Source organism: Mucilaginibacter sp. (assembly GCF_964263795.1).
Classification (GTDB): domain Bacteria; phylum Bacteroidota; class Bacteroidia; order Sphingobacteriales; family Sphingobacteriaceae; genus Mucilaginibacter.
Genome location: NZ_CAXVWK010000055.1, coordinates 20,719 through 42,584, shown reverse-complemented (window position 1 = coordinate 42,584; position 21,866 = coordinate 20,719). Strand labels below are relative to the sequence as shown.

Sequence of the window (21,866 nt, the reverse complement as noted above, 5' to 3'; positions counted from 1 at the left end):
AAAACTATATTTAACACACTTACTTTCCGACTCTATACTAAGCAACCGGGAATTTCAGCTCAAACTCCGATCCTTTATCTTTTTCAGACTTAACGCTAATGGTGCCATCAAGCCTTTTCACAATAGTGTTCACATAGCTTAACCCTAAGCCAAAACCTTTAACATCGTGCAGGTTGCCGGTTGGTATGCGGTAAAACTGTTCAAATATTTTTGCCTGCTGGTCGCGGTTCATGCCTATGCCTTTATCGGTCACTTTTATACAAACGTGGCCATTTTTGTTTATTGTGCTGATCTTAATATCCGGCGGGTTATTGCTGTATTTGATGGCATTATCTATAAGGTTATAAAGTACGTTGCTAAAGTGCAGCTCGTCGCCAATGATCGTAGCGTTTTCGGCATCCAGCTGCAGGTTGGTAACCGCATCCACCTTTTGCAGCTTAAGCGCCATGCTATCCAGCACAAGGGTAATCGATTCATTCACATCCACCGGCTTTTTATCCAGCTTAAAGTCGTTCTTTTCTATCCGGGCAATATTGAGCACTCTTTCGATATGGCTGCCCAGGCGTACATTCTCTTCGTAAATAACATTAGCTAACCGGGCAACGCGGGTTTTATCTTCGGCAATCTCCTCATCTTTTAAAGCCTCGCTCGCTATCATGATGGTTGATACCGGGGTTTTAAACTCATGCGTCATGTTGTTGATGAAATCTATCTTCATTTCAGAGATCTTCTTTTGCTTAAGGATAGAGAAGATGGTAAACCCAAAGCAAAATATCAGGATAAACAGCAGTCCGCCGGTAGTACCTATAGTAGCCGTCATGTTCCCTAAGATAAATGAACTTTTTTGCGGGAACGAGATCTTGATCATCCCCGGATCGTTCACCAGCTCGTTGCTAAAGATGGCTTTTTGATACGTATTTGCAGCAATAAATTGCGGTTTGCGCCCCTCTACGTCCATAGCGCTCGAAAAGATGAGCGAATCGCTGTTAGCGGTTGATACCTCATAACTAAACGGTAAAAAAATACCGCGGTTATGCAACTCAAAACGCAGCAGCGAATCTATCCAGAAACTATTTAATCTGTTCTTTAACGGCTCGTTAGTTTTACCATACTCAATAGCCAGGTTCTCTAATACCAGCGACTTCTTTTTATCCTGTGGTACATTCTCCAAAGAATCTACTTCTAACAGTTTTTTGATCTGCTTTAGCTGCCGCTCTTTTTGCAGCTTAAGCTGGTGGCGCTGCCACTCGGGATTAATATTTATGGCAGATATTACCTGTTTGCCAAATTGCGGATCGATGTAGGTAGCGCGGATGGTATCATACTTGGTCAGCCGTTTTTTAACGGGCGGCGGGGTCTTAACAATTTCAGGGATAAAACGCCCGTGTACCACGCCAAACTCGTCTATCACTTCCTCTACACGGATGCGCAGATCAAGCGATCCTTTCCGGGCCAGGGCCGCTTCTTCATCGTCCAGTTTTTTGTGGAGGATCAGCCGCCTTAAACTATCACGCAAAATGGCGAGTTTACGCTGGCGCTTGGTCTGTGATTTTTTTGATTGGATAGAATCGTCAAAACTGGCTATGCTGCCATTTATGCTAATGCGGGTTTTACGCTCAGTTACATTGCTATTATAAGGGGTGATCTTTTTAAGCTTGGCATTTAAAAAATTGTTGGCGTCCTGCTTGGCTACTTTTGACACTACGGTATTAAGGGCCTCATTAACAGTGTTGCTAAACAGATCTGACTGCATCAGGTAGCTCTGGCGCAAAAAGTATAACTGCATAACCACCACACCTAAAAGTGCAATGCCCATTAAGCCAATTAAAATACCGATGCTCCGTTTTTTCATGCAATCACAAAAATATTTTAATTAAGCTTATCCAAACGGCATTTAACAATTTTTAACAAATTGCGCAGTCATATTTAACAGGTTGATTGCTAACCGTTTTCTAATTTTGTTGTTATAAACTTAAATCGTCATTAAAAATGAAAAAAATAACATCTAAACCCGGCTTCGAGGTCATCTTCTCGTTGAGCCTGTTCGCCATACTTTGCCTGCCGCCTATCGTTATGGCCCAAAACCAAAAAGATTTTGAGATCAAGATCGTCAACGGCGATACCACCATCAACGGTAAAGACATTAAAAAACTAAGCACACAGGAGCGCGCCGATGCCATGCAGGAACTTAACCAAATGGGCAACATCACCTTCAGGCATATGGGTAAGGATGGTGAGGCCGATATAATTGTGCGCCGCAGAAAAGAATTGCGTGGTGATAACCTGTTACGCGACGGCCAGCCGGCACCGGGCAACCAGCCCCGCATGAACGGCAATGAAAACCCGGCATCAAGCCCATATAAAACTGATTTTTATTCTAACAATGATGCACTTGAGGCTAACAAGTCAAGGATAAGGCTGCGCCGTATTATGCCGGGCGACGAAGTTCGCATTGATGAGCCTGCTGCAAGGCCATCGGCACCACGTCAGTTTAATAGGGATAACGAACAGCCTATGCGGCTACGGATCGAACGCAACGTGAGGCCAAATAACCGCCCGATGCGGATGCGTTTTAATGAGCGCAACGTGCAAAATTTCGATTTTGTAAATACCGACAATAACGGCATCAGCACCCGCATTAGTTTCAGGGTCACAGATGCCATGCCCGAAAATGGCGAAGTGACTAAAAAGGGGTTAACACTGAACGACTTAAGCCTGAGCCCCGAATTTTCGACAGGTAAGACGTTATTAAATTTTAACCTGCCTGCTAAAACTACCGCATCAGTAAAAATTACTGATAGCCAGCAAAAAGTGATATTGAATGACAAAGCGGTTGCAGGCAGTTTTAGTAAAAAGATCAGCCTGCCACTTAACGGTATTTATATGCTTACTGTTAAACAAGGCACCAATTCAATAACCAAACAGATAATTAAAGAAGATTAAGTTATCTGCAAATTTCAGTTTGTATAACAAAAGAGGCCTTCCGGAAATCCGGAAGGCCTCTTTTGTTATAGTTAACGGCAGCTCTGTAATGCTAACCGTCTACTGAATGCTTATTAAAACGGCAGATCGTCGTCGTCAGGTGCTGAGCTGATATCGGCAGGAGCTGCATACTCAGGTGCTGCAGATGAACCGGCGCCACCCAATACGTTAATTTTCCATAATTGCAGCGTATTAAAGTAAACCACTTTACCCATTTTGTCGGTCCATTTACGGCCCTTAAGGTTAAAGAAAACTTCAACATCATCACCCACCTTAACGTTGTCCATCAGGTTGGTGCGATCTTGTATTGCTTCGAACTTCAAATACTCCGGGTATTGCGGGTTCTCTATATATTCAATGATTAATTCGCGTTTCTTTAATGACTCGGTAACCTGTTGTGTTGCCGATACTTCGTATACCTTACCTTTAATTTCCATATATCAGAATATTTAAAATGTAAAGTTAATAGTATCAATTTAAAACGGGCGTATTTAATTCATAAATTCGCAGAAATATTATGCAAGTTTTCCACACCGAGAGTAAGATCGTTATTACATGCAATAAAAGGTTATCGCCTTATTTACAGCAGGAAGTTGAAGCGCTGGGCTACAAGCCTACACGCGTTTTCCAAACAGGGGTTGAGTTAATGGGTACAGTTACCGATACTATTGCCTTAAACCTTAACCTGCGTTGCGCAAGCCAGGTGCTCTATTTACTTAAAAGCTTTACTGCCGAAAACCCTAACGAACTTTACGACGAATTGGTGAAGATAGAGTGGGAAAACCTCATCGACTTTTCGGGCTATTTTTCTGTTACCTCGAACGTTAATAACGAGCATATCTTAACACCGCTTTTTGCTAATGTTAAAGTAAAAGATGCTGTTGTAGACCGGATCAAGGCACAAAAAGGTATCCGCCCCAATTCGGGAGCCGACTCCAACAAAACAGTTATTAACCTTTACTGGCAGGACGATAAGGCCGATATTTACCTGGATACATCCGGCGAAACACTAGCAAAACACAGCTACCGCAAAATACCGGGCAAGGCGCCAATGCTGGAGGCACTGGCAACATCAACTATTATGGCTACCGGCTGGGACCGTAACAGTACCTTCATTAACCCGATGTGTGGATCCGGCACATTAGCTATAGAGGCTGCACTACTGGCTACTGATAAGCATCCGGGTTTGTTCCGCATGAATTATGGCTTTATGCACATTATGGGTTATGATGAGCAGGTGTTTTTTGTAGAGCGCCGTAAACTAAAGGATAAAGCAAAAAAGGCGGTTAACTTTAAGATTATCGCTACCGATATTTCTGACGACGCCATTGATATTGCACGTAAAAATGCCAACACAGCAGGAGTAGAACATTTGATAGATTTTGCTGTTTGTGATTTTGCGGACACAGAAGTACCTGCTGAGCCGGGCATTGTAATGTTCAATCCAGAATATGGTGAGCGACTGGGTGTGCACACCAAACTCGAAATAACTTACGCGCGCATTGGCGATTACTTAAAAAAGCAATGCTTAGGCTATAGGGGTTACGTTTTTACAGGGAACCCCGACCTGGCTAAAAAAATAGGTTTACGCCCAAGCCGCCGTATTGAATTTTATAATGGTAAGTTAGATTGCCGCTTGTTTGAGTATGAACTTTACGAGGGCACCAAACGCGAACCTAAACCAACTGAATAATGAAAAAACTGATCATAATTGCTCTTTTACTTACATCTGCTGTTTACTGCCGTGCGCAGGAAGATCTTGCCTTCCCGTTTCAAGGTGGCAGCCCGGTAATGGAGCGCTTTTTTAAAGATACATTAAAGGTTAGCCCGGAGATCATTTCCAAAAAAGCTGCGGGTATGGCGGTATTTAAATTCACTGCAGATGTTAACGGCAACATTTCAAAAATAGTGATCTATTACGCTGATGATTACCTGTTAACACTGCCGGTTATAGAGGCACTTAAAAATTCATCTAAAAAATGGATCATACCCAATAAAGAGAAATTCCACGATTTTATTATCCCCTTTTCCATCGGCTTTAATAAACCAACAACCGGCGTAGCCGAAGTACAAAAAGCAGCTTATGCCTTTTACCGCACCCGCAAGCCAATTGTCTCCAAAGATCAAATCCCACTCAATTCTGCAACGCTGTTGCCTACGGTGACCGTACAATACGATATCAAATAACAACAGAGCCGGCATCAGCCGGCTTTGTTGTTAGAGAATAAGTTTTCGGTTCGGAGCGGTGAATATGAATCGTCGCTTATGGTACTACGTTAAATCATTCCGATAGTTGTTGTGCAAATGGCAATATACCGGTTGCTCTGGCCGTTTATTCGCGCGCCTGCGTTCCTTATATATTGCTGACAATAATGGTTGATAAATTTTTTAACTGAAAAAATAAAAAATGTTAAATCCGCTCATTTCTTATTCTCGTTTATATATCAGTTATAACCTCAATCATTAATGAAGAATTTGTTAAACATGAGGATAAAGGCTGTTGCAGCTAATATCCGCGGCAAACGTGAAGAATTAAATTATACTCAGGAATACCTTGCAGCTAAACTTAGCATATCGCAAAACGCATATAGTAAAATTGAATTAGGTTACACCAAAATAACCGTTGAACGCCTTTTCCAGATAGCCGAAGTATTAGAAACTGATTTGGTAGAATTGATAAATACCGAAAGTGCTGAAGCCGCTTAATTAATATTAAGCAGTATGATATATTTGCAGCATGATGGCTACATTAAGCGATGCAGATATAATTGAAAAAACAGCAGCCTTTGTGCAGCAAACGTTAAAAGATGCAGAAGGTGGCCACGATTGGTGGCACATTCAACGCGTTTGGACCAATGCCAAACTTATAGCACCTGCTGAGGAATGCGACCGGCTGGTAGTTGAACTGGCAGCCCTGTTGCATGACATTGCCGATAGTAAATTTCATAATGGCGATGAGGAAATAGGCCCGGCAACCGCCGGTAACTTTTTAAAAAGCATTAACATTGATGATGTGATTGTTGTGCATGTGCAACAGATCATCAGGCACATGTCATTCAAAGCAAGCTTTGACAAGGCTTCTTTCCACTCAACAGAATTGGCTGTCGTGCAGGATGCCGACCGCCTTGATGCCATTGGCGCCATTGGCATAGCCCGTGCGTTTACCTATGGCGGCTTTAAAGACAGGGAGATCTACAACCCTAACATCCCACCTAATTTGACTATGACTAAGGAGCAGTACAAAAATACAACCGCTCCAACCATCAACCACTTTTACGAAAAATTACTGTTACTTATAGATAAAATGAACACACCTACGGGTAAAGCCATGGCGCAGCAAAGGCACACCTTTATGGAAGCCTTTTTAACGCAATTTTACCTGGAAGTGCAATAATATCAACCCAAAAAGCCCCCTACAATGAACAAATTTTTACTTACCATGATTGCGTTGGCCGGCATTGCCAAAACTGCCGCAGCACAAGACACTTTAAAACAGCAGCGGTTTAATTTTCATTTCCAGCAAACCGTTATTACGCAGTTTAAGCCGGCATTCAGCGCGGCATACACCGGCGATAACAGTTTACTTACCGGCAAAGAGACGCAAACATCATTAACCACCACTTTTTTTGGCGGAGCGCGTTTATGGAAAGGTGCTTCGGCGTACTTTAACCCCGAGATGTCTGGTGGTTCCGGCTTAAGTAAAACACTCGGGATTGCGGGTTTCCCTAACGGCGAAACCTTTAGGGTAGGCGGGGCCGAACCCAAAATATACATAGCCCGCCTTTATTTTACCCAGAATTTTGAATGGGGTAATGAGCGTGATACCTTAAGTGACGATGCTAACCAGTTAGCAGGCACCATCAGTAAACGTTACCTGCGTTTTACCGTTGGTAAATTTGGCATGGCCGATTTTTTTGACGGCAATGAATTTAGCCATGATGCGCGATCGCAATTCATGAACTGGAGTTTGATGGATAATGCCGCCTGGGATTACCCGGCTAATACAAGGGGATACGTAATGGGTGCAATGGCCGAGTTAGGTCAGCCGGATTGGGCACTGCGCTTTGCCTTTACTATGACGACAACATCGGCAAACGGTGCCATCTGGGACGAGCGCCTTGCCCATGCCAACACCCTTACCCTGGAATATGAGAAGCGCTACAAACTAAACGGCCAAAACGGAACGGTGCGTGTATTGGGTTTTAGCAACAACGGCAAGATGGGAAATTACAGGCAAGCCATAGCCGCAAACCCCTCGCAGCCAAATGTAGATGATAATCTTACCTATGGTAAACACAAATACGGTTTTGGCATAAGTGCCGACCAGTATCTTTCAAAAAACTTCGGTGTGTTTGCTAAATTAAGTTACAACGACGGGCGCACCCAAACCTGGGCGTTTACCGAGATAGACCGGTCTTTAAGCCTGGGCGCGGTTTTAAAAGGTGGCAATTGGAAACGTGCCGATGATGAATTAGGCTTAGCTTTTGTTGGCAACGGCATATCTGCCCCGCACCGCGATTATTTGGCAGCAGGCGGTTACGGCTTTATTATCGGCGATGGCAGACTCAATTACGCGCATGAACTGATAGCAGAACTTTATTACAAAGTGAATGCTTATCAAAAAAAATTGTGGCTAACGCCCGATTATCAGTTCATCGCTAACCCGGCCTACAATAAAGACCGCGGGCCTGTAAATGTGTTTTCGCTGCGGGCACACGTTGAGTTTTAACCGCAAGCCATTACTTAAACCATTTATTCTAACCACTGTCATACCAGGTATATGAAAAAGCTCTGCATCGTACTTTTAATGCTAACGGCCGCAACCGCTACTTTTGCGCAAATCAAAAATAACGTTAGCAGGGGCACTATCAGGTTTGAGATCAAAAACCTGGGGATAAAAACCGGAGGCGTTATCGAGAAGATGGTAGCCGATATCCAATTCGATCCGGCTAAATTGGCCACCAGTAAAATTACAGCCGTTGCTGATGTAACCACTATTAACACGGATAATAATATGCGTGATAAACACCTTAAGAACGAAGATTACTTTGATGTAGCAAAGTACCCGAGCATTACCATGTCGTCAGTATCGTTTAAAAAGAAAAGTGGAAATGAGTATGCTGGCCAGTTTAATATCACTATAAAAGATAAAACCAAATTGATTGATGTACCTTTTACCTACACCAAAGCCGGTAATGTTGATCAGTTTAAAGGAACTTTCAAAATTAACCGCCGCGATTTTGGTGTTGGCGGCAACAGCATGACCCTTGGCGACGAGGTAACCATCTTTGTAGAAGCCGACGCAGCGCAATAACGCTTTATTTGCTTTAAGCAATTTAATAACCATATTTTAATTGTTAATGCCCACTAAGCCGGGCATTAATTATTTATAAACCTTAACTTTATGATATGAATTTGCGTGTACTGGTTTTTATTAACTCCGTTGCAGTAGCCATTAGCTTATCGGCGGTTAACTACTACTTTCAGCATAAATGGTATGATATGATGGTCACCTTCCTGGTGACGCTCATCAGCAGTTATATCGTTTTTTACTACCTGATAGAAAAGTACATTTATTCAAAAATAAAGCTGATCTATAAACTCATTCATAACCTTAAACTGGGCCGCGACCTGCGTGATGCCCTTGGCGAACACGTAAGCGTTGATCCCATCAACGATGTAGAGCAGGAGGTTAAAGAGTGGGCACGCCTCAAAAAGATAGAGGTAGATGACCTAAAAAAACAGGAAAAATTTCGCAGGGATTTCTTATCCAACATTTCGCATGAATTTAAAACACCACTTTTTGCCATCCAGGGGTATATCGAAGCCCTGCAGGATGATGAACTGGAGGACAAAGAAATGGCCATGCAGTTTCTAAACAAGGCATCTAAAAATGTGGACAGGCTGAGCTATCTTATCCAGGACCTGGATGAGATCTCTAAACTGGAATCAGGCGAGATCCCTATCAATTATACCAAATTCAAGATCAACGACCTGGTGCGGGAAGTTTTTGAATCACTTGAACTTAAAGCGGCCCAGCATAAAATAACCCAGGTATTTAAGCAAAAATATGATGAGGGGCTGTATGTAAACGCCGACCGCGAAAAGATTCGCCAGGTGCTGGTAAACCTGATAGATAATTCCTTTAAATACGGCAAAGAAGGCGGCAGTACCGCCGTTAGCATTTTTGCCCTGCATGAACAGATACTGGTTGAAGTGACGGACGACGGCGTAGGCATCGAGGAGAAGAACCTGCCGAGGCTATTCGAGCGTTTTTACCGTACCGATACCAGCCGTTCGCGTCAGATTGGCGGCTCGGGGTTGGGTTTAGCAATCGTTAAGCATATTATTGAGGCCCATCAGCAAACAATCAACGTGCGCAGTACCGAAGGATTAGGCTCGACCTTTGGCTTTACGCTGCAAAAAGCTAAGCAAAGTTTACCATTCCCAAACATTCCGGTACTTAAAAGTTAACACTAACTTAACATTGAGAACGTACCTTTACCGCTAAATAATTTAGGCATGTCACTTAACAGTATTTTTCAATATTTTGTCCCTAAAGACAAAAAAACGTTCTTCCCTTTATTTGAGCAGGCAGCAAGCAACGTAGTAAGCATGGCTACTATTTTGGTAGAAGCCGTTAATTCTGTTAACCCTGCAACCCGCGAAGAACTGTTTAGACAAATTGATAAGCTGGAAAATAAAGGCGACGAGCTTACCCACCAGATCTACCTGGAGTTGGGTAAAAATTTTATCACTCCGTTCGACAGGGAAGACATCCACTCATTAGCTACTGCCATTGATGATGTTGCCGATTATATACATGGCGCTGCAAACCGCATGAACCTGTATAAAATTGACGATTTTAACGAACATATCCGCAAATTATCTGAATTGATCTTACAAGCAGGTACCGATTTGGAAAAGGCTGTAAGAGAATTGAAAGACCTGCGTAACGTGCGTGCCATTGCCGATTCATGCATCCGTATAAACAGTGTAGAAAACCAGGCCGATTACGTTTTTGACCGTGCCGTTGCCGACCTGTTTCTGTATGAAACTGATGCTATCCGCCTCATTAAATACAAAGAGATTTTGGCTGCCCTTGAAACAGCTACCGATATGTGCGAAGATGCTGCCAACGTAATGGAATCTATTTTAGTTAAAAACGCTTAAGTCAACTACTATTAATGGTTACTACGCTACTTGTTGCTACTGTTGCTCTTGCTATAATTTTTGATTTCATCAACGGTTTTCATGATGCAGCAAACTCTATTGCTACCATTGTATCAACAAAGGTATTAACACCATTCCAGGCGGTACTTTGGGCCGCGTTTTTTAACTTTTTGGCGTACGTTGCCGTACGTTACTGGGGTTTCCACGGTGGCAATTTTGAGGTAGCAAATACAGTGGCCAAAACCGTACTCATGAAATTCATTACCATCCAGGTGGTGTTGGCCGGCCTGGTAGCGGCCATCATATGGAACCTGATTACGTGGTGGTTTGGCATTCCGTCCAGCTCGTCGCATACGCTGATAGGAGGTTTTGCCGGCGCAGGGATGACCAACGCGTTATTTCTTGGCGCCAATGCGTTTTCGGCAGTAAACACAGCGGTCGTATTAAAAACCGTAGCATATATTTTCCTGGCTCCGTTTATTGGATTGTTCATAGCCTATTTGGTTACCATCCTTATTCTGCATTTATGCAAAAGGGCCAAACCAGCCAAGGCAGAAAGATGGTTTAAATTAGGGCAATTAGTATCTTCAGCAGCTTTAAGCTTTGCCCACGGTGGTAATGATGCGCAAAAGGTAATGGGCATTATTTATGTGGCATTGGTTTCACAACAGGTTATTACAGCAGGCACACCAATGCCTAACTGGATCCCTATTTGTTGCTATAGCGCCATTGCATTAGGCACCATGTCTGGCGGTTGGAAAATCGTTAAAACAATGGGTACCAAAATAACAAAGGTTACACCGCTTGAGGGTGTTGCTGCAGAGAGCGCCGGTGCTATCACGTTATTTATTACTGAAAACTTTGGTATCCCTGTATCAACTACACATACTATAACCGGTTCTATCATTGGTGTTGGTTTAACAAAACGGGTATCAGCAGTGCGCTGGGGCGTTACTATTAACCTGGTATGGGCCTGGATCATCACAATTCCTATTTCGGCATTGTTGGCGGGGGCTGTGTTCGTGCTCGCGCGTCACTTTTAACTAACTTGGCAGCGAATTTGCTGTGAAGGAGTTATGAAAAAAACCTTATTCTTTATTCCGTTAATCTTAATTATTTTCTCCGGTTGCGATACGCTTAGCCAGGTTGCCAGAACAACTGCTAATCAATACAGTACCAACCCGTCAAGCCTCGAAATCGGCAACGGCCTTAAACAGGCGCTGGAGCTGGGCACTAACAAAAGTTCAGATCAGCTATCAACCGTAAACGGCTTCTTTTCCAATGCGGCCGTTAAGATCCTTTTCCCGCCCGAAGCGCAGAAGGTGGAACGCACCCTGCGCACACTTGGCTTGGGTAAACTTGCCGATAACGTGATATTGTCCCTTAACCGTGCTGCCGAGGATGCTGCAGGCAAGGCGAAACCTATATTTGTGAATGCGATTAAGCAAATGACCCTGCAGGATGTTACCAATATTCTTTTAGGCAATCAGGATGCGGCAACACAATATTTTAAACGTACTACTACTTTGCAATTAGCGGCCAGCTTTAAACCGGTAGTGCAAACCAGCCTCAATAAGGTTGGAGCAACCAAATACTACAGCGACGCAGCTGCTGCTTACAACCGGGTACCGCTTGTTGGTAAGGTAAACCCTGATATAAGCGATTATGTAACCCAAAAAGCAATTGACGGATTATTTGTGGAGATTGCGCAGGAAGAGTTGAACATTCGGCAGAATTTATCGGCGCGGACTACGCCGTTACTGCAAAAGGTATTCTCCTTCTACGATAAAAACAAAAGGTAAACCCTTTATCAACATAGCGATGGTATTCACTAATCGCTATGTTGCTTTTTAAATTCGACTTTGATCTTCACAACTTCGGGCTTTTTATTGGTGTTGCCCTGCCAGCCCGGCCCGTTTTTAATCAGTTCAACTGCCTTCGTATCCGATGCTGCGTCGAGGCTTTTAATTATCCTGATGTCACTTATCTGCCCGTACTGGCTAACTGTAAATTGCAATTTTACTGTCCCTTCCTGGCCATCAGTAACAATGCTGTTTGCAACCAGGTACTTTTTATAATCTTTCCAACCCGTTTGCGGGCGGGCGTTATGTTGCGGTAAAGCCCTGTTTAGGTTACCGCTATTGGCAACTACTACTTCGTTTAATGCGCTGCTGCTCGGTTTAAGTGCAATCCTTACAGAATCTTTCCCCTTAAAATTAACCTGTTTTGATTCGTAGCCTAATGATGCAACTGAAACCGTTTTGTCTTTAGCCGCGCTGAGTGCAAATTTACCATTTACATCGGTAACGGTACCAGTTGTGGTACCTAAAACCCTGATATTAACGCCCGGGATAGGCAAGCCGTCATCTTTGCCGATGATCACACCCTGCACTATAACCGGTTGTTTGAGCGCGTTATAGTTAGGGTTAGTTTGTACGCCTTTAACCCGGCTATTCAACGTTACCTGGTACTTATTGCCGGTATCTATCGCAACTTTTTCTGAGGCAAGGCCGGCCATTATTACGTCACTCAGATCTGTGGCAGTATCAGCCTTGTCTGCTTTAGCCGTTAATTTAGCCGGGCTCGCCGCTATTACCTGTGGTTGCACTACCGTCCAGCGTACAGGTAGTTCGCCTGGGATATCGTATTCATTCAAGGGAGAAACAAATACGGCCTTTTTATTTCGAGCTAACAGCGGGGATTTGCCGGGATCATGATGCGATAACTTGGGCTGCTGAAGCGCAATAATATTTGTATCAGTTTTCGCGGCTTTAAACGGCGCAGTGGGGGTGACCGGTTTTACAATGGTTTTATCGGCCTGAGCTGTCAAAACCGGCTGTGAATCTACATGATTGCGGTACAAGTAGGTACCTATACCAACCACCAGTAAAACGGAAGCCGCTGCAGCCCAGTACCACATAGGCATAACGCGCGCCTGTTTACCCGCTACCCGTTGTTGCAAGCGGCCCTGTAAGTTATCAAGACTATCTTGCTGATCACGCCCGGCCTGTTCATACCCATCCATTGCATCCATCAATAATGGATCGTGCTGCGCCTCGCGCTCAAGGCGGTGCATGGCATCGGTATCAAGCTCCCCTTTAAGGTACTTCTGTATTTGCGATATTTCTGTCCGTTTATTGTTCACTGGTTTTCTCAAGGCAAATTTTAAGGTTGCGCTTTCCGTTTTGTATATAGCTTTTCACTTCATTTAAACTGAAGCCTGTAAGCCCGACAATTTCTTTATAACATTTTTCCTGCAGATAAAACAGATCTATACTTTGCTTTTGCGCCATACTTAGTTTGGACATGCATAGTTCTAAGGCTTTCAGGCTTAGCTCCCTGTCATCGGTATCGGGATGCAAAACAGGTGCAAATTCCATAAAATCGTCTAAAGCTACTACATCCAGCTTTTTAGCGGCACGCAGCTGCATCAGGCAATAATTTCGGGCTACAACATATAGCCACGGCCTAAACTGTTTAACATCATGTTGCTTAACCTTGGTCACTAATTCTTCAAATATGCCCATAACCGCATCTTTCGCCTTCTCCTCATCAGCCAGATATTTTAAACATACCCCGTAAACTAATGGCATATAGCGCTCATAAAGCTTACCGAGTACCGCTATATTGCCCGTGTTGCTGTAGCTGGCCACCAGCACATCATCTGCATCATCTTCGGGTTTAGCTGATCGGAAAAAGAATTTCATTATGTCTATACCCGCAAATATGTCTTTTAAGCCGTTTATAGAAATGTTTCTGCAACACCCTTTAATTAGCCACCTCTATCCGCACAAACCGGTATCAGGATCACTAACGAGGCATTTAACCAGTTTAACAGGCGTTACGTAACGTTTGAGTAATTGTCCTTTAACCCGTGCCGGTAATTGCCTCGCTAAACGCCTCCAGGTATTTATCTATATAGGCTTGTTTGCTTTTGCTTTTATATTGCATAATAAACCGTGGGTGCTCCAGCGCAACTATCCTATTAAAAAAGCCATGCTCATCATTGAGCTTTTTAATGAACTTTTCATTTTGCCCTGTACCAAAACAAAAGCAGGTATTGGTATAGCAACCGATCGCTATTTGCTTTTTAATGTTTTCTATAATAGCAGGGGTAACGGCGTTACTTAGCTCTTTACTATCGTAGTAGTTATAATTTTTTTCACGCCCTTTTTCATCCCGGGTTGTGAACCCCAATGGGAACAGGGAGTTGATGTACAGGTCGCGGTAAAATACATGCGGGCCGCCATATGCATTGATCATTTCATATATAAATGCTGATGATGTTTCATGCGTTAGTTTACCTGTGTAAGGTATGTGGCAATCGGCTATTAAGCGTTTAGGATCTGTAAAAGGGATGCCCGTTAAACCGCCGCCAAACCGGCCCGGATTAATGCCCAGTATTAAATGGCGTTGGTTATCATCGCTGTAATATTTACGATAAAATTGTTCCGAAATAGTTAATGCCTGATCCGCTTCCTTAAACGGGTTCATGATACGGATATTGGCCGGCAGAGGCGGACCGGTATATTCCAGCTGTTTATTAAATGCTATTACCTTATCGGCGAATGTCATGTAGGTGAATTTATTGCGCCGGGTTTTGACTAAAGATTTTGCTCAGCATATCGTAAAGCTGAGGATGTTTGGTTTTAAACTGATCCGGCTTCTCAAAAAAATATTCAGCAGCCACTGCAAAAAATTCCGCCTCGTTAGTGGTGGCGTAAGGGTTAATGTCCGAGTGCCCGTCCGCTATTCGTCTAATCTCCTGGTGCATCATACTTAGCCAGGGTTTGGTGTACTCATGCGGCAAAAAATTGTCGGGCACACCATCGGTGGCGCCATCGGTTTTATCAAGCAGGTGCACAAATTCATGGATGCCGGTATTCTCCTTTCCGCCGTTTTTAGAAAACCCTTTAGTAAGTGCACTTCGCGACAAGATCATCTGCCCGTTCATATAACCGCTGCCTACCATCCCCATAATATTACGGTCTTCACCTGCATTGCCTTCATATTGAAACTCTTTATCGAAAGTGTCCGGGTACAAGAGCACGTTGGTAACATTGCGGTAGGTCCACTCCTTAAACCCGAAGATGGGGATCACGGCACTGGAGGCAACCATCACACGGTCGGTATCATCGACCTCCAGCCCTACCCCTTCAATGCGAACGTCGCTTAAAAAGGTTTGGATGCGTTGTTCAAACATCAATTTATCAGCATTGCTGAGGTTATTGTAAAACTCGACATGCTGGCTTAGCAACTGCTTTAATAAAGGCATGTCCCATTGCGCAACAGGTTTATTTTTTTTGTTGAATATGAAGAAGGATATGATAGCGATAGCAACGAAAACGAATATCAACATAGATAAGGATAACATTAACGCCGTATTTGTGTTTTGCAGGCGTGTTAACGATCAGTGTTTTAGAATCAGGTCAGCTACCGAACCAATAGCAAGGATCAGCAAGGTAAATGTGGCCATACCCAGCAAATACGCAGCCAGCGCTTTAACATAACTACCGATCTGCTTTTGAGAAAAGAACTGTCCGATTGCCCATGAACAATATAAAACGCCTGCATAGCCGCCAATTTCTAACAATTTAAAATGTGATATACCCTGTACAAGTGCAAAAACTGTAAAAATGAGCATGGCCATGCCCATTACAAAGCACAGCAAAATGAGTATTTCGAAAAAGTTGTACTGGTATTTTTTGAAAAACAGCTTTAGCCACATTGCGATAAAAACACCCATTATAATATTTGAATAACCATAATGTGATTCTACCCACTCAAAAATGTAGCCGTTGACCGACTTTTTAGTTTCCTGATAATTTACGTACCCTTCCTCGATATGAAAGAAGTGGTTTATTACCGAATAAATAAGAGAAGTGATAATGAGGAAGATAACTGGCTTTACCAGCCGGCTCCTGTCCTCAGTCATAAAATATCTGACGGTTTGCCCTGGCTTTAAAAAAAGCCCCTTTACGGTGTAAAAAATACCCCGCTCGAAATGCAAAATGTGTTCAATTTCATGCCTTATGTAATGGCCGTCAATCCGTTTGAGTATTGATGGTTGCCCGCAATCATGGCAATATTTACCGGCTACCACTGCGTTACAATTTCTACAATCAGGCATTTTGTTTAAATTATTAAGGTTCACCTAATATAGTAGATTGAATTAAACGCTCCAAAACAAAAAAGAGCGATGGTATAAAACCATCGCTCTCGTCTTTTATCTTTGTCCTTTGTTAAAGTCGCAAAGACTATATCATCATTCTAACCGGTTCTTCCAGTAATGATTTTAATGTTTGCAGGAATGCGGCAGCCATTGCACCATCAACCACGCGGTGGTCGGCACTTAGGGTTACCTTCATCACGTTGCCCGGTACTACAGCGCCATTTTTAACCACGGGCACCTGTGCTATACCGCTAACGGCAAGGATACAAGCGTTGGGTGTATTAATGATAGCGGTAAACTCGTCAACACCAAACATACCTAAATTCGATATAGTAAAGGTTGAACCTTCCATTTCGGCAGGCTGCAGTTTTTTACCTTTCGCTTTACCGGCAAACTCTTTTACTTCCTGCGAGATATGGCTTAACGATTTACCATCGGCAAATTTAATTACCGGTACCAGCAAACCTTCGTCTACCGCTACGGCTACACCGATGTGTACATGCTCGTTGGTACGGATCTTATCACCCAGGAACGATGAGTTAATGGCAGGGTGCTGTTTCAATGAAACGGCTACAGCCTTAACTACAAAATCATTAAAAGATATTTTAACCGGTGCCACATCGTTCATTTTATTACGGGCAGCAATTGCCTGGTCCATATCTATCGACATGGTAACGTAGAAGTGTGGTGCGGTAAATAAGCTTTCAGATAACCTGCGGCTGATAGCCTTACGCATTTGCGTAACGTTACGCTCGGTAAATTTCTCTTCGCCGGTATAGGTTGGCAATACAACAGGTGCTTTTGCAGCCGGAGCAGCAGCCTCGGCCGGTTTAGCGGCAGCCTCTTGTGCCGGCGCAGCAGGTGCACTTGCAGTAGCAGGCTGTGCCGATGCTGTTAAATTCTCAATATCTTTTTTGATGATGCGGCCGCCTTCTGCGCTGCCTTTAACATCATTCAGGTTTATGCCTTTGTCTTTAGCAATCTTACGTGCCAAAGGCGATGCTTTTACGCGGCTATCGTCTGCAGTTGATCCCGATGACTGTGCAGCAGCAGGTGCCTGGTCATTCGATGCAGCAGGTGTAGCCTCGCCGGCGCCTTCTGATGCAGCAGCTTCAGTAGCTTCACCGCCGGTGCCGTCAGCATTATCCAGCAACGGTTGTATATCGGTACCCTCTTTACCAACAATGGCAATGATACCGTTAACCTGTGCAGCTTCGCCTTCTTTTACACCAATGTATAGTAGTGTACCTTCTTCATAACCCACAACTTCCATAGTAGCTTTATCGGTTGCTACGTCGGCCAGTGAGTCATCTGCCTTAACTTTATCGCCTACCTTAAAGTTCCATTTTTCAATGGTGCCTTCTGTCATGGTATCGCTTAGTAACGGCATACGGATAACTGTCGCCGGGATGTTTGATGTATCAACCTTAGGTTTGGCCGTTGCAGATTTTTCGGCAACAGGTGCAGCCGGTTTAGCATCAGCAGCGGGTTTTGGTTCTTCAGCAGGTTTTGCGGCTTCGGCAGGCTTGTCTTCTGTTTTTGCAGGTGCAGCATCGCCGCCGCCATCTAACAGTGCTTTGTAGTCTTCGCCCTCTTTACCTAGAACAGCAATTACAGCATCAATAGGTACGGCGTTGCCTTCTTCAACACCAATATAAAGCACGGTGCCGTCCTGGTACGATTCAAAATCCATAGTGGCTTTATCGGTTTCTATCTCGGCCAGTACATCGCCCGATTTAACCTTGTCGCCAACTTTTTTATGCCATTTAGCCAATACCCCTTCGGTCATGGTATCGCTCATCTTAGGCATTTTAACTACTTCAGCCATATATAAATGTGATGAATTTTGTTAATATTTATAAAATATAAGAATATTAGTCGCGGATGTAAGGATAATCTTCCTGTATGTAAACATCAGTGTACAGTTCAGATGCTTCGGGCCACGGCGACTCCTCGGCAAACTTAACCGATTCCTCAACCTGCGCTTTTATCTTCGCATCTATCTCTTCAAACCATTTGTCGTCAGCGTAACCATTTTTCTGAATAGCACCTTTAACCACTTCTATCGGGTCTTTAGCTTTGTAGCTTTCCAGTTCCTCTTTGGTACGATACTTTTGCGGGTCGCTCATCGAGTGGCCTTTGTAACGGTAAGTACGCATTTCTAAAAAGGTTGGGCCTTCGCCGCGGCGTGCGCGTGAAACGGCTTCGTCCATAGCGTTATGTACCGCAACAGGATCCATCCCATCAACCGGTGATGAAGGGATACCATAAGGTAAACCTAATTTGTAAATATCCGGCTGGATGGTAGTACGCGATACAGATGTACCCATTGCATAACCATTGTTCTCACAAACAAAGATTACCGGCAGTTTCCACAAAGCGGCCATGTTAAAGGTTTCTGTTAAAGCACCCTGACGTACGGCACCATCACCCATGTAGGCAATGTTAACATTGTCTGTACCTTTATATTGTTCGGCAAAGGCTATACCCGCACCCATAGGTACCTGGCCGCCTACAATACCATGGCCACCATAAAAATGGTTTTCCTTATCAAACATGTGCATAGAACCGCCTTTGCCTTTTGAGCAACCGGTAGCCTTGCCATACATCTCGGCCATTACGGCGTTAGGGCTTGTCCCTTTAGCTAAAGCATGGGCATGATCACGGTATGCTGTTATCAGGCTGTCTTCATGCCTTATTACAGACATAGCACCAGCTAAAACAGCTTCCTGACCTATATAAAGGTGACAAAATCCGCGGATCTTTTGCTGGCCATATAACTGGCCGGTTTTTTCTTCAAACTTCCGCATTAAAAGCATAGACTCATACCACATCAGGTAGGTGTCTTTAGTTATTTCGATTGAACTCATTTATTAAAAACAATTCTAAGAGAAAGTGCAAATCTAATTATATCCTGCAAATAACCGAAACTGCAACGAATTTGTTGTAAAGATTATTCCGGGCTGAAAATAGCGCTTTTTAGGCACAATGCCTACATTTTTTCAAAGTCCGAATTTCATTTGGAGCAGTAATCCCACAGGCATTTTAAATTGCTGAAAATGTTATTTACCCGCAATAATCTATCTAATTTAACCGCAATGCTGACTCTGAATTATGATGTTAAAAATCCTCTACTTGCATCCACTTATTAAAACATGGATTCTACTACCTTTCGTAATCACATAGACTAGTAATCCATGCTAACTAGTTGTCCAAGCATCGCCCTGCGAAAATTTATATGCAGTTTCAGAAATTTTTACGATGAAGATTTAGTTATTCGATAGTTTAATTAACAACGGTTAATAAAATTAATCGCAACGAACATGAAAAAAAATTCATGTTTAATTTGGTGGATTAGAAATAATATATAGATTTGTATTCAACAATAGACACAACGTCCAATTTAATATACATTTGTTGTCCTGATTACAACAATTAAAGAGATTAAATGAAGAAAATTACTCTTGCTATTGCATTATTCCTGAGCGTATTAGCAGCTCAGGCACAAACAAAAACTATTCCAACTCAGGTTGCTGATAACTCAGAACAAGAGAGCTTAGCTAAAGATTACTTATCACAGATAATGGGTGTCGCTATGTCGGCTACATCTAACATGAAACTTTTTCATTTTGTTTACGATTGGATAGGTACTCCTTACCGTTTTGGTGGCAGTTCAAGAAAAGGAATTGATTGTTCAGCATTCACTAAGCAACTTTACAGCGAAGTATTCAACACCACTATCCGCCGTAGTTCACGCGATATCTTCAGCATGGTTAGCCCTGTTGGTAAAGACGACCTGAAAGAAGGCGACCTGGTTTTCTTTAAAATACACAGCCGCAGCATATCACACGTTGGTATTTATCTGGGCAATAACAGGTTTGCACATGCATCATCTAAAGGTGTTGCTATATCAAGCCTTGATGACGCTTATTACAGCCGTTTCTTTTACAAAGGCGGCCGCATGCTGGAGTCATTTAAAAACGAACTTTCGGCATCAAATAATACTGCCGACCAAGACGCTAACTAACTATAAACCTGATAAATTAATTAAGCCTCTCATGTTCATGAGAGGTTTTTTTATGCCTATGATTCAACGTTCACACTTAGTTATAGCTACCTTTCTAATGCTGATAGTAACTGCCTGCCGGAATGCGCCTGAAAAAGCACCTCCTGTTGTTATCACTTCCAAACCTGTTGCACAGCCTGCCGACACGACAAGCCTTGAAGTTGATAACGATACCACGCTTACTATTGCTGCCGTTGGCGATATCATGCTGGGTACATCCTATCCGGATGAAAGGGGCCTGCCACCGGATAGCGGCCGCCAGAGTTTCAGGCACGCTTTACATGAACTAAAAAATGCGGACATCACCTTTGGCAATTTAGAAGGTACTTTATTAGATACAGGCGCTGCGGTTGGTTACAAACTGCGCCATAAAAGTAAAGGTTACTTTTTCCGGATGCCTACCTACTACGGCGGAGTGCTTAAAAGGGCCGGCTTTAATCTCATTAGCCTGGCCAATAATCATGTAGATGATTTTAGCAGCGCCGGCCGCAAAAGCACCAGGAAGATCCTGGATAGTCTTGCAATAAATTATGCCGGCTTGCGTGTACGTCCTGCTACAACATTTACCGTTAAAGGTATCAAGATCGGCTTTTGTGCATTTTCGCCAAACAGCCAAACTGCCCCATTGCTTGATAAGGCCTATGTAAACGCAACTATCAATTCACTTAAACAGCAATGCGCTATCGTGATCGTGTCGTTCCATGGCGGTGGAGAAGGCGTCCCGTTTGAACATGTGTTCGGTATAACGGAGCATTATTTAGGCGAGAACCGCGGCAACGTAAATGCCTTTGCCCATGATGCTATAGACGCAGGGGCGGATATTGTTTTGGGTAGCGGCCCGCATGTAAGCAGGGCGATGGAAGTTTATAAGAACAGGCTGATTGCCTACAGCTTGGGTAATTTTTGCACTTACAAAAGTGTAAGCGTACAAGGTGTTTGCGGCCTGGCACCCTTATTAAAGGTTACCTTAAATAAAAACGGCCACTTTTTAAGTGGCCGTATCATATCTTACAAGCAATCGCACGACAGGGGCTTACTGCCCGATAGCAGTAATGCCGCAGCAAACCGTATCCGGTTTTTAACCACGTCAGATTTTGAGCAGCCCGGATTAATTATCGCCGCAGATGGCCGCCTAACGCCGGTTAGGGCAAATTAAGCTTCGTCTTTAGTATTACGCACCAGGCTAATGCCGGTAAAGAAGAAAATTATTGAAATAAGGCCTATAACAATTAAAGTTGTAGCAGCACCGGTGTGCTGAATGATCTGTACACCTGTATAGATCAGGCCAATAATACCTAACACAGTTAGGATAGCGCCAAAAGTACGTTTTAAATTCATATCGTTTTAATAAGCTGTTGTTGTTAAATGATTTACACTTTAACCAACATCCATACGGTTTGTTTTACTCAGTACCCAATTATCATTTTCAGGTCAATTTCAAATCAGTCACATATCCATAGCGGCAAAATTTCG

23 protein-coding genes are annotated in these 21,866 nt (G+C 43.3%); 13 read left to right on the top strand and 10 right to left on the bottom strand.

Annotated features, from left to right (window positions below; all coding sequences use genetic code 11):
* Window positions 1–37: 37 nt before the first annotated feature.
* The gene (locus tag ACE5CV_RS09315; RefSeq protein WP_374949894.1) at window positions 38–1,852 is read right to left on the bottom strand and encodes a sensor histidine kinase; all 1,815 of its coding nucleotides are present in this window, start codon (window positions 1,850–1,852) and stop codon (window positions 38–40) included.
* A 137-nt stretch (window positions 1,853–1,989) separates the two neighbouring features.
* Here ACE5CV_RS09315 and ACE5CV_RS09310 point away from each other — a divergent pair, with 137 nt between their 5' ends.
* Window positions 1,990–2,943: a T9SS type A sorting domain-containing protein gene (locus ACE5CV_RS09310; RefSeq protein ID WP_374949893.1), complete on the top strand. Its 954-nt coding sequence runs from the start codon at window positions 1,990–1,992 to the stop codon at window positions 2,941–2,943.
* A gap of 113 nt (window positions 2,944–3,056) precedes the next feature.
* On the opposite strand, the gene ACE5CV_RS09305 is transcribed toward ACE5CV_RS09310, so the two are convergent.
* Window positions 3,057–3,419: a DUF3127 domain-containing protein gene (locus ACE5CV_RS09305; protein ID WP_374949892.1), complete on the bottom strand. Its 363-nt coding sequence runs from the start codon at window positions 3,417–3,419 to the stop codon at window positions 3,057–3,059.
* Window positions 3,420–3,499: 80 nt separating this feature from the next.
* Here ACE5CV_RS09305 and ACE5CV_RS09300 point away from each other — a divergent pair, with 80 nt between their 5' ends.
* From ACE5CV_RS09300 to ACE5CV_RS09255, 10 genes are all read left to right on the top strand, one after another.
* Window positions 3,500–4,675, top strand: a complete 1,176-nt coding sequence (locus ACE5CV_RS09300) for a class I SAM-dependent RNA methyltransferase (protein WP_374949891.1) — start codon at window positions 3,500–3,502, stop codon at window positions 4,673–4,675.
* Window positions 4,675–5,169, top strand: a complete 495-nt coding sequence (locus ACE5CV_RS09295; RefSeq protein WP_374949890.1) for a hypothetical protein — start codon at window positions 4,675–4,677, stop codon at window positions 5,167–5,169. Before ACE5CV_RS09300 ends, ACE5CV_RS09295 begins: the two co-directional genes overlap by 1 nt.
* 279 nt (window positions 5,170–5,448) lie before the next feature.
* Complete coding sequence (locus tag ACE5CV_RS09290; RefSeq protein WP_374949889.1) at window positions 5,449–5,688, top strand: helix-turn-helix domain-containing protein; 240 nt, start codon at window positions 5,449–5,451, stop codon at window positions 5,686–5,688.
* Between the two features lie 31 nt (window positions 5,689–5,719).
* The gene (locus ACE5CV_RS09285) at window positions 5,720–6,376 is read left to right on the top strand and encodes an HD domain-containing protein (protein WP_374949888.1); all 657 of its coding nucleotides are present in this window, start codon (window positions 5,720–5,722) and stop codon (window positions 6,374–6,376) included.
* A 24-nt stretch (window positions 6,377–6,400) separates the two neighbouring features.
* Window positions 6,401–7,711, top strand: a complete 1,311-nt coding sequence (locus ACE5CV_RS09280) for a carbohydrate porin (protein ID WP_374949887.1) — start codon at window positions 6,401–6,403, stop codon at window positions 7,709–7,711.
* A gap of 51 nt (window positions 7,712–7,762) precedes the next feature.
* On the top strand, window positions 7,763–8,296 hold the full coding sequence (locus tag ACE5CV_RS09275; RefSeq protein ID WP_374949886.1) for a YceI family protein: 534 nt from the start codon (window positions 7,763–7,765) through the stop codon (window positions 8,294–8,296).
* Window positions 8,297–8,391: 95 nt separating this feature from the next.
* Window positions 8,392–9,456, top strand: coding sequence for a sensor histidine kinase (locus ACE5CV_RS09270; protein WP_374949885.1), 1,065 nt, complete (start codon window positions 8,392–8,394; stop codon window positions 9,454–9,456).
* 48 nt (window positions 9,457–9,504) lie between these two features.
* Window positions 9,505–10,155: a DUF47 domain-containing protein gene (locus ACE5CV_RS09265; protein ID WP_374949884.1), complete on the top strand. Its 651-nt coding sequence runs from the start codon at window positions 9,505–9,507 to the stop codon at window positions 10,153–10,155.
* A 14-nt stretch (window positions 10,156–10,169) separates the two neighbouring features.
* Window positions 10,170–11,198 (top strand): anion permease, encoded by a 1,029-nt coding sequence (locus ACE5CV_RS09260; RefSeq protein WP_374949883.1) that lies wholly within the window; start codon window positions 10,170–10,172, stop codon window positions 11,196–11,198.
* Between the two features lie 33 nt (window positions 11,199–11,231).
* Complete coding sequence (locus ACE5CV_RS09255; RefSeq protein WP_374949882.1) at window positions 11,232–11,957, top strand: DUF4197 domain-containing protein; 726 nt, start codon at window positions 11,232–11,234, stop codon at window positions 11,955–11,957.
* Between the two features lie 29 nt (window positions 11,958–11,986).
* On the opposite strand, the gene ACE5CV_RS09250 is transcribed toward ACE5CV_RS09255, so the two are convergent.
* The 7 genes from ACE5CV_RS09250 to pdhA all read right to left on the bottom strand — a co-directional run bounded on the left by ACE5CV_RS09250 (window position 11,987) and on the right by pdhA (window position 19,197).
* A complete protein-coding gene (locus tag ACE5CV_RS09250) occupies window positions 11,987–13,312 on the bottom strand; it encodes a TonB family protein (RefSeq protein ID WP_374949881.1) in 1,326 nt (441 codons plus the stop codon).
* Window positions 13,290–13,862 (bottom strand): RNA polymerase sigma factor, encoded by a 573-nt coding sequence (locus ACE5CV_RS09245; protein ID WP_374949880.1) that lies wholly within the window; start codon window positions 13,860–13,862, stop codon window positions 13,290–13,292. Before ACE5CV_RS09245 ends, ACE5CV_RS09250 begins: the two co-directional genes overlap by 23 nt.
* A 160-nt stretch (window positions 13,863–14,022) precedes the next feature.
* Entirely contained in the window at window positions 14,023–14,730 is a 708-nt protein-coding gene (locus ACE5CV_RS09240; RefSeq protein WP_374949879.1) for a uracil-DNA glycosylase family protein, read from the bottom strand.
* Window positions 14,731–14,740: 10 nt separating this feature from the next.
* Complete coding sequence (locus ACE5CV_RS09235; RefSeq protein ID WP_374949878.1) at window positions 14,741–15,514, bottom strand: zinc-dependent peptidase; 774 nt, start codon at window positions 15,512–15,514, stop codon at window positions 14,741–14,743.
* Between the two features lie 51 nt (window positions 15,515–15,565).
* The gene (locus tag ACE5CV_RS09230) at window positions 15,566–16,285 is read right to left on the bottom strand and encodes a DUF3667 domain-containing protein (RefSeq protein WP_374949877.1); all 720 of its coding nucleotides are present in this window, start codon (window positions 16,283–16,285) and stop codon (window positions 15,566–15,568) included.
* A gap of 127 nt (window positions 16,286–16,412) precedes the next feature.
* The gene (locus tag ACE5CV_RS09225; protein WP_374949876.1) at window positions 16,413–18,155 is read right to left on the bottom strand and encodes a 2-oxo acid dehydrogenase subunit E2; all 1,743 of its coding nucleotides are present in this window, start codon (window positions 18,153–18,155) and stop codon (window positions 16,413–16,415) included.
* Window positions 18,156–18,201: 46 nt separating this feature from the next.
* A complete protein-coding gene (gene pdhA / locus ACE5CV_RS09220; RefSeq protein ID WP_374949875.1) occupies window positions 18,202–19,197 on the bottom strand; it encodes a pyruvate dehydrogenase (acetyl-transferring) E1 component subunit alpha in 996 nt (331 codons plus the stop codon).
* A gap of 578 nt (window positions 19,198–19,775) precedes the next feature.
* On the opposite strand from pdhA, the gene ACE5CV_RS09215 reads away from it, so the two are divergent.
* Both ACE5CV_RS09215 and ACE5CV_RS09210 read left to right on the top strand, forming a co-directional pair.
* Window positions 19,776–20,354: a C40 family peptidase gene (locus ACE5CV_RS09215; RefSeq protein ID WP_374949874.1), complete on the top strand. Its 579-nt coding sequence runs from the start codon at window positions 19,776–19,778 to the stop codon at window positions 20,352–20,354.
* 97 nt (window positions 20,355–20,451) lie between these two features.
* A complete protein-coding gene (locus ACE5CV_RS09210) occupies window positions 20,452–21,549 on the top strand; it encodes a CapA family protein (RefSeq protein ID WP_374949873.1) in 1,098 nt (365 codons plus the stop codon).
* Here ACE5CV_RS09210 and ACE5CV_RS09205 read toward each other — a convergent pair.
* Window positions 21,546–21,731: a hypothetical protein gene (locus tag ACE5CV_RS09205; RefSeq protein WP_374949872.1), complete on the bottom strand. Its 186-nt coding sequence runs from the start codon at window positions 21,729–21,731 to the stop codon at window positions 21,546–21,548. The genes ACE5CV_RS09210 and ACE5CV_RS09205 overlap by 4 nt on opposite strands.
* Window positions 21,732–21,866 lie beyond the last annotated feature (135 nt).

What these genes read in the sequence shown, in the direction of transcription:
- ACE5CV_RS09275 (WP_374949886.1), top strand. Translation starts at nt 7,763, where the DNA reads ATGAAAAAGCTCTGCATCGTACTTTTAATGCTAACGGCCGCAACCGCT.
- ACE5CV_RS09295 (WP_374949890.1), top strand. Translation starts at nt 4,675, where the DNA reads ATGAAAAAACTGATCATAATTGCTCTTTTACTTACATCTGCTGTTTAC.
- ACE5CV_RS09285 (WP_374949888.1), top strand. Translation starts at nt 5,720, where the DNA reads ATGATGGCTACATTAAGCGATGCAGATATAATTGAAAAAACAGCAGCC.
- ACE5CV_RS09265 (WP_374949884.1), top strand. Translation starts at nt 9,505, where the DNA reads ATGTCACTTAACAGTATTTTTCAATATTTTGTCCCTAAAGACAAAAAA.
- ACE5CV_RS09245 (WP_374949880.1), bottom strand. Translation starts at nt 13,862, where the DNA reads ATGAAATTCTTTTTCCGATCAGCTAAACCCGAAGATGATGCAGATGAT.
- ACE5CV_RS09270 (WP_374949885.1), top strand. Translation starts at nt 8,392, where the DNA reads ATGAATTTGCGTGTACTGGTTTTTATTAACTCCGTTGCAGTAGCCATT.
- ACE5CV_RS09210 (WP_374949873.1), top strand. Translation starts at nt 20,452, where the DNA reads ATGCTGATAGTAACTGCCTGCCGGAATGCGCCTGAAAAAGCACCTCCT.
- ACE5CV_RS09240 (WP_374949879.1), bottom strand. Translation starts at nt 14,730, where the DNA reads ATGACATTCGCCGATAAGGTAATAGCATTTAATAAACAGCTGGAATAT.
- ACE5CV_RS09305 (WP_374949892.1), bottom strand. Translation starts at nt 3,419, where the DNA reads ATGGAAATTAAAGGTAAGGTATACGAAGTATCGGCAACACAACAGGTT.
- ACE5CV_RS09315 (WP_374949894.1), bottom strand. Translation starts at nt 1,852, where the DNA reads ATGAAAAAACGGAGCATCGGTATTTTAATTGGCTTAATGGGCATTGCA.
- ACE5CV_RS09255 (WP_374949882.1), top strand. Translation starts at nt 11,232, where the DNA reads ATGAAAAAAACCTTATTCTTTATTCCGTTAATCTTAATTATTTTCTCC.
- ACE5CV_RS09215 (WP_374949874.1), top strand. Translation starts at nt 19,776, where the DNA reads ATGAAGAAAATTACTCTTGCTATTGCATTATTCCTGAGCGTATTAGCA.
- ACE5CV_RS09300 (WP_374949891.1), top strand. Translation starts at nt 3,500, where the DNA reads ATGCAAGTTTTCCACACCGAGAGTAAGATCGTTATTACATGCAATAAA.
- pdhA (WP_374949875.1), bottom strand. Translation starts at nt 19,197, where the DNA reads ATGAGTTCAATCGAAATAACTAAAGACACCTACCTGATGTGGTATGAG.
- ACE5CV_RS09290 (WP_374949889.1), top strand. Translation starts at nt 5,449, where the DNA reads ATGAAGAATTTGTTAAACATGAGGATAAAGGCTGTTGCAGCTAATATC.
- ACE5CV_RS09225 (WP_374949876.1), bottom strand. Translation starts at nt 18,155, where the DNA reads ATGGCTGAAGTAGTTAAAATGCCTAAGATGAGCGATACCATGACCGAA.
- ACE5CV_RS09235 (WP_374949878.1), bottom strand. Translation starts at nt 15,514, where the DNA reads ATGTTGATATTCGTTTTCGTTGCTATCGCTATCATATCCTTCTTCATA.
- ACE5CV_RS09260 (WP_374949883.1), top strand. Translation starts at nt 10,170, where the DNA reads ATGGTTACTACGCTACTTGTTGCTACTGTTGCTCTTGCTATAATTTTT.
- ACE5CV_RS09280 (WP_374949887.1), top strand. Translation starts at nt 6,401, where the DNA reads ATGAACAAATTTTTACTTACCATGATTGCGTTGGCCGGCATTGCCAAA.
- ACE5CV_RS09230 (WP_374949877.1), bottom strand. Translation starts at nt 16,285, where the DNA reads ATGCCTGATTGTAGAAATTGTAACGCAGTGGTAGCCGGTAAATATTGC.
- ACE5CV_RS09310 (WP_374949893.1), top strand. Translation starts at nt 1,990, where the DNA reads ATGAAAAAAATAACATCTAAACCCGGCTTCGAGGTCATCTTCTCGTTG.
- ACE5CV_RS09205 (WP_374949872.1), bottom strand. Translation starts at nt 21,731, where the DNA reads ATGAATTTAAAACGTACTTTTGGCGCTATCCTAACTGTGTTAGGTATT.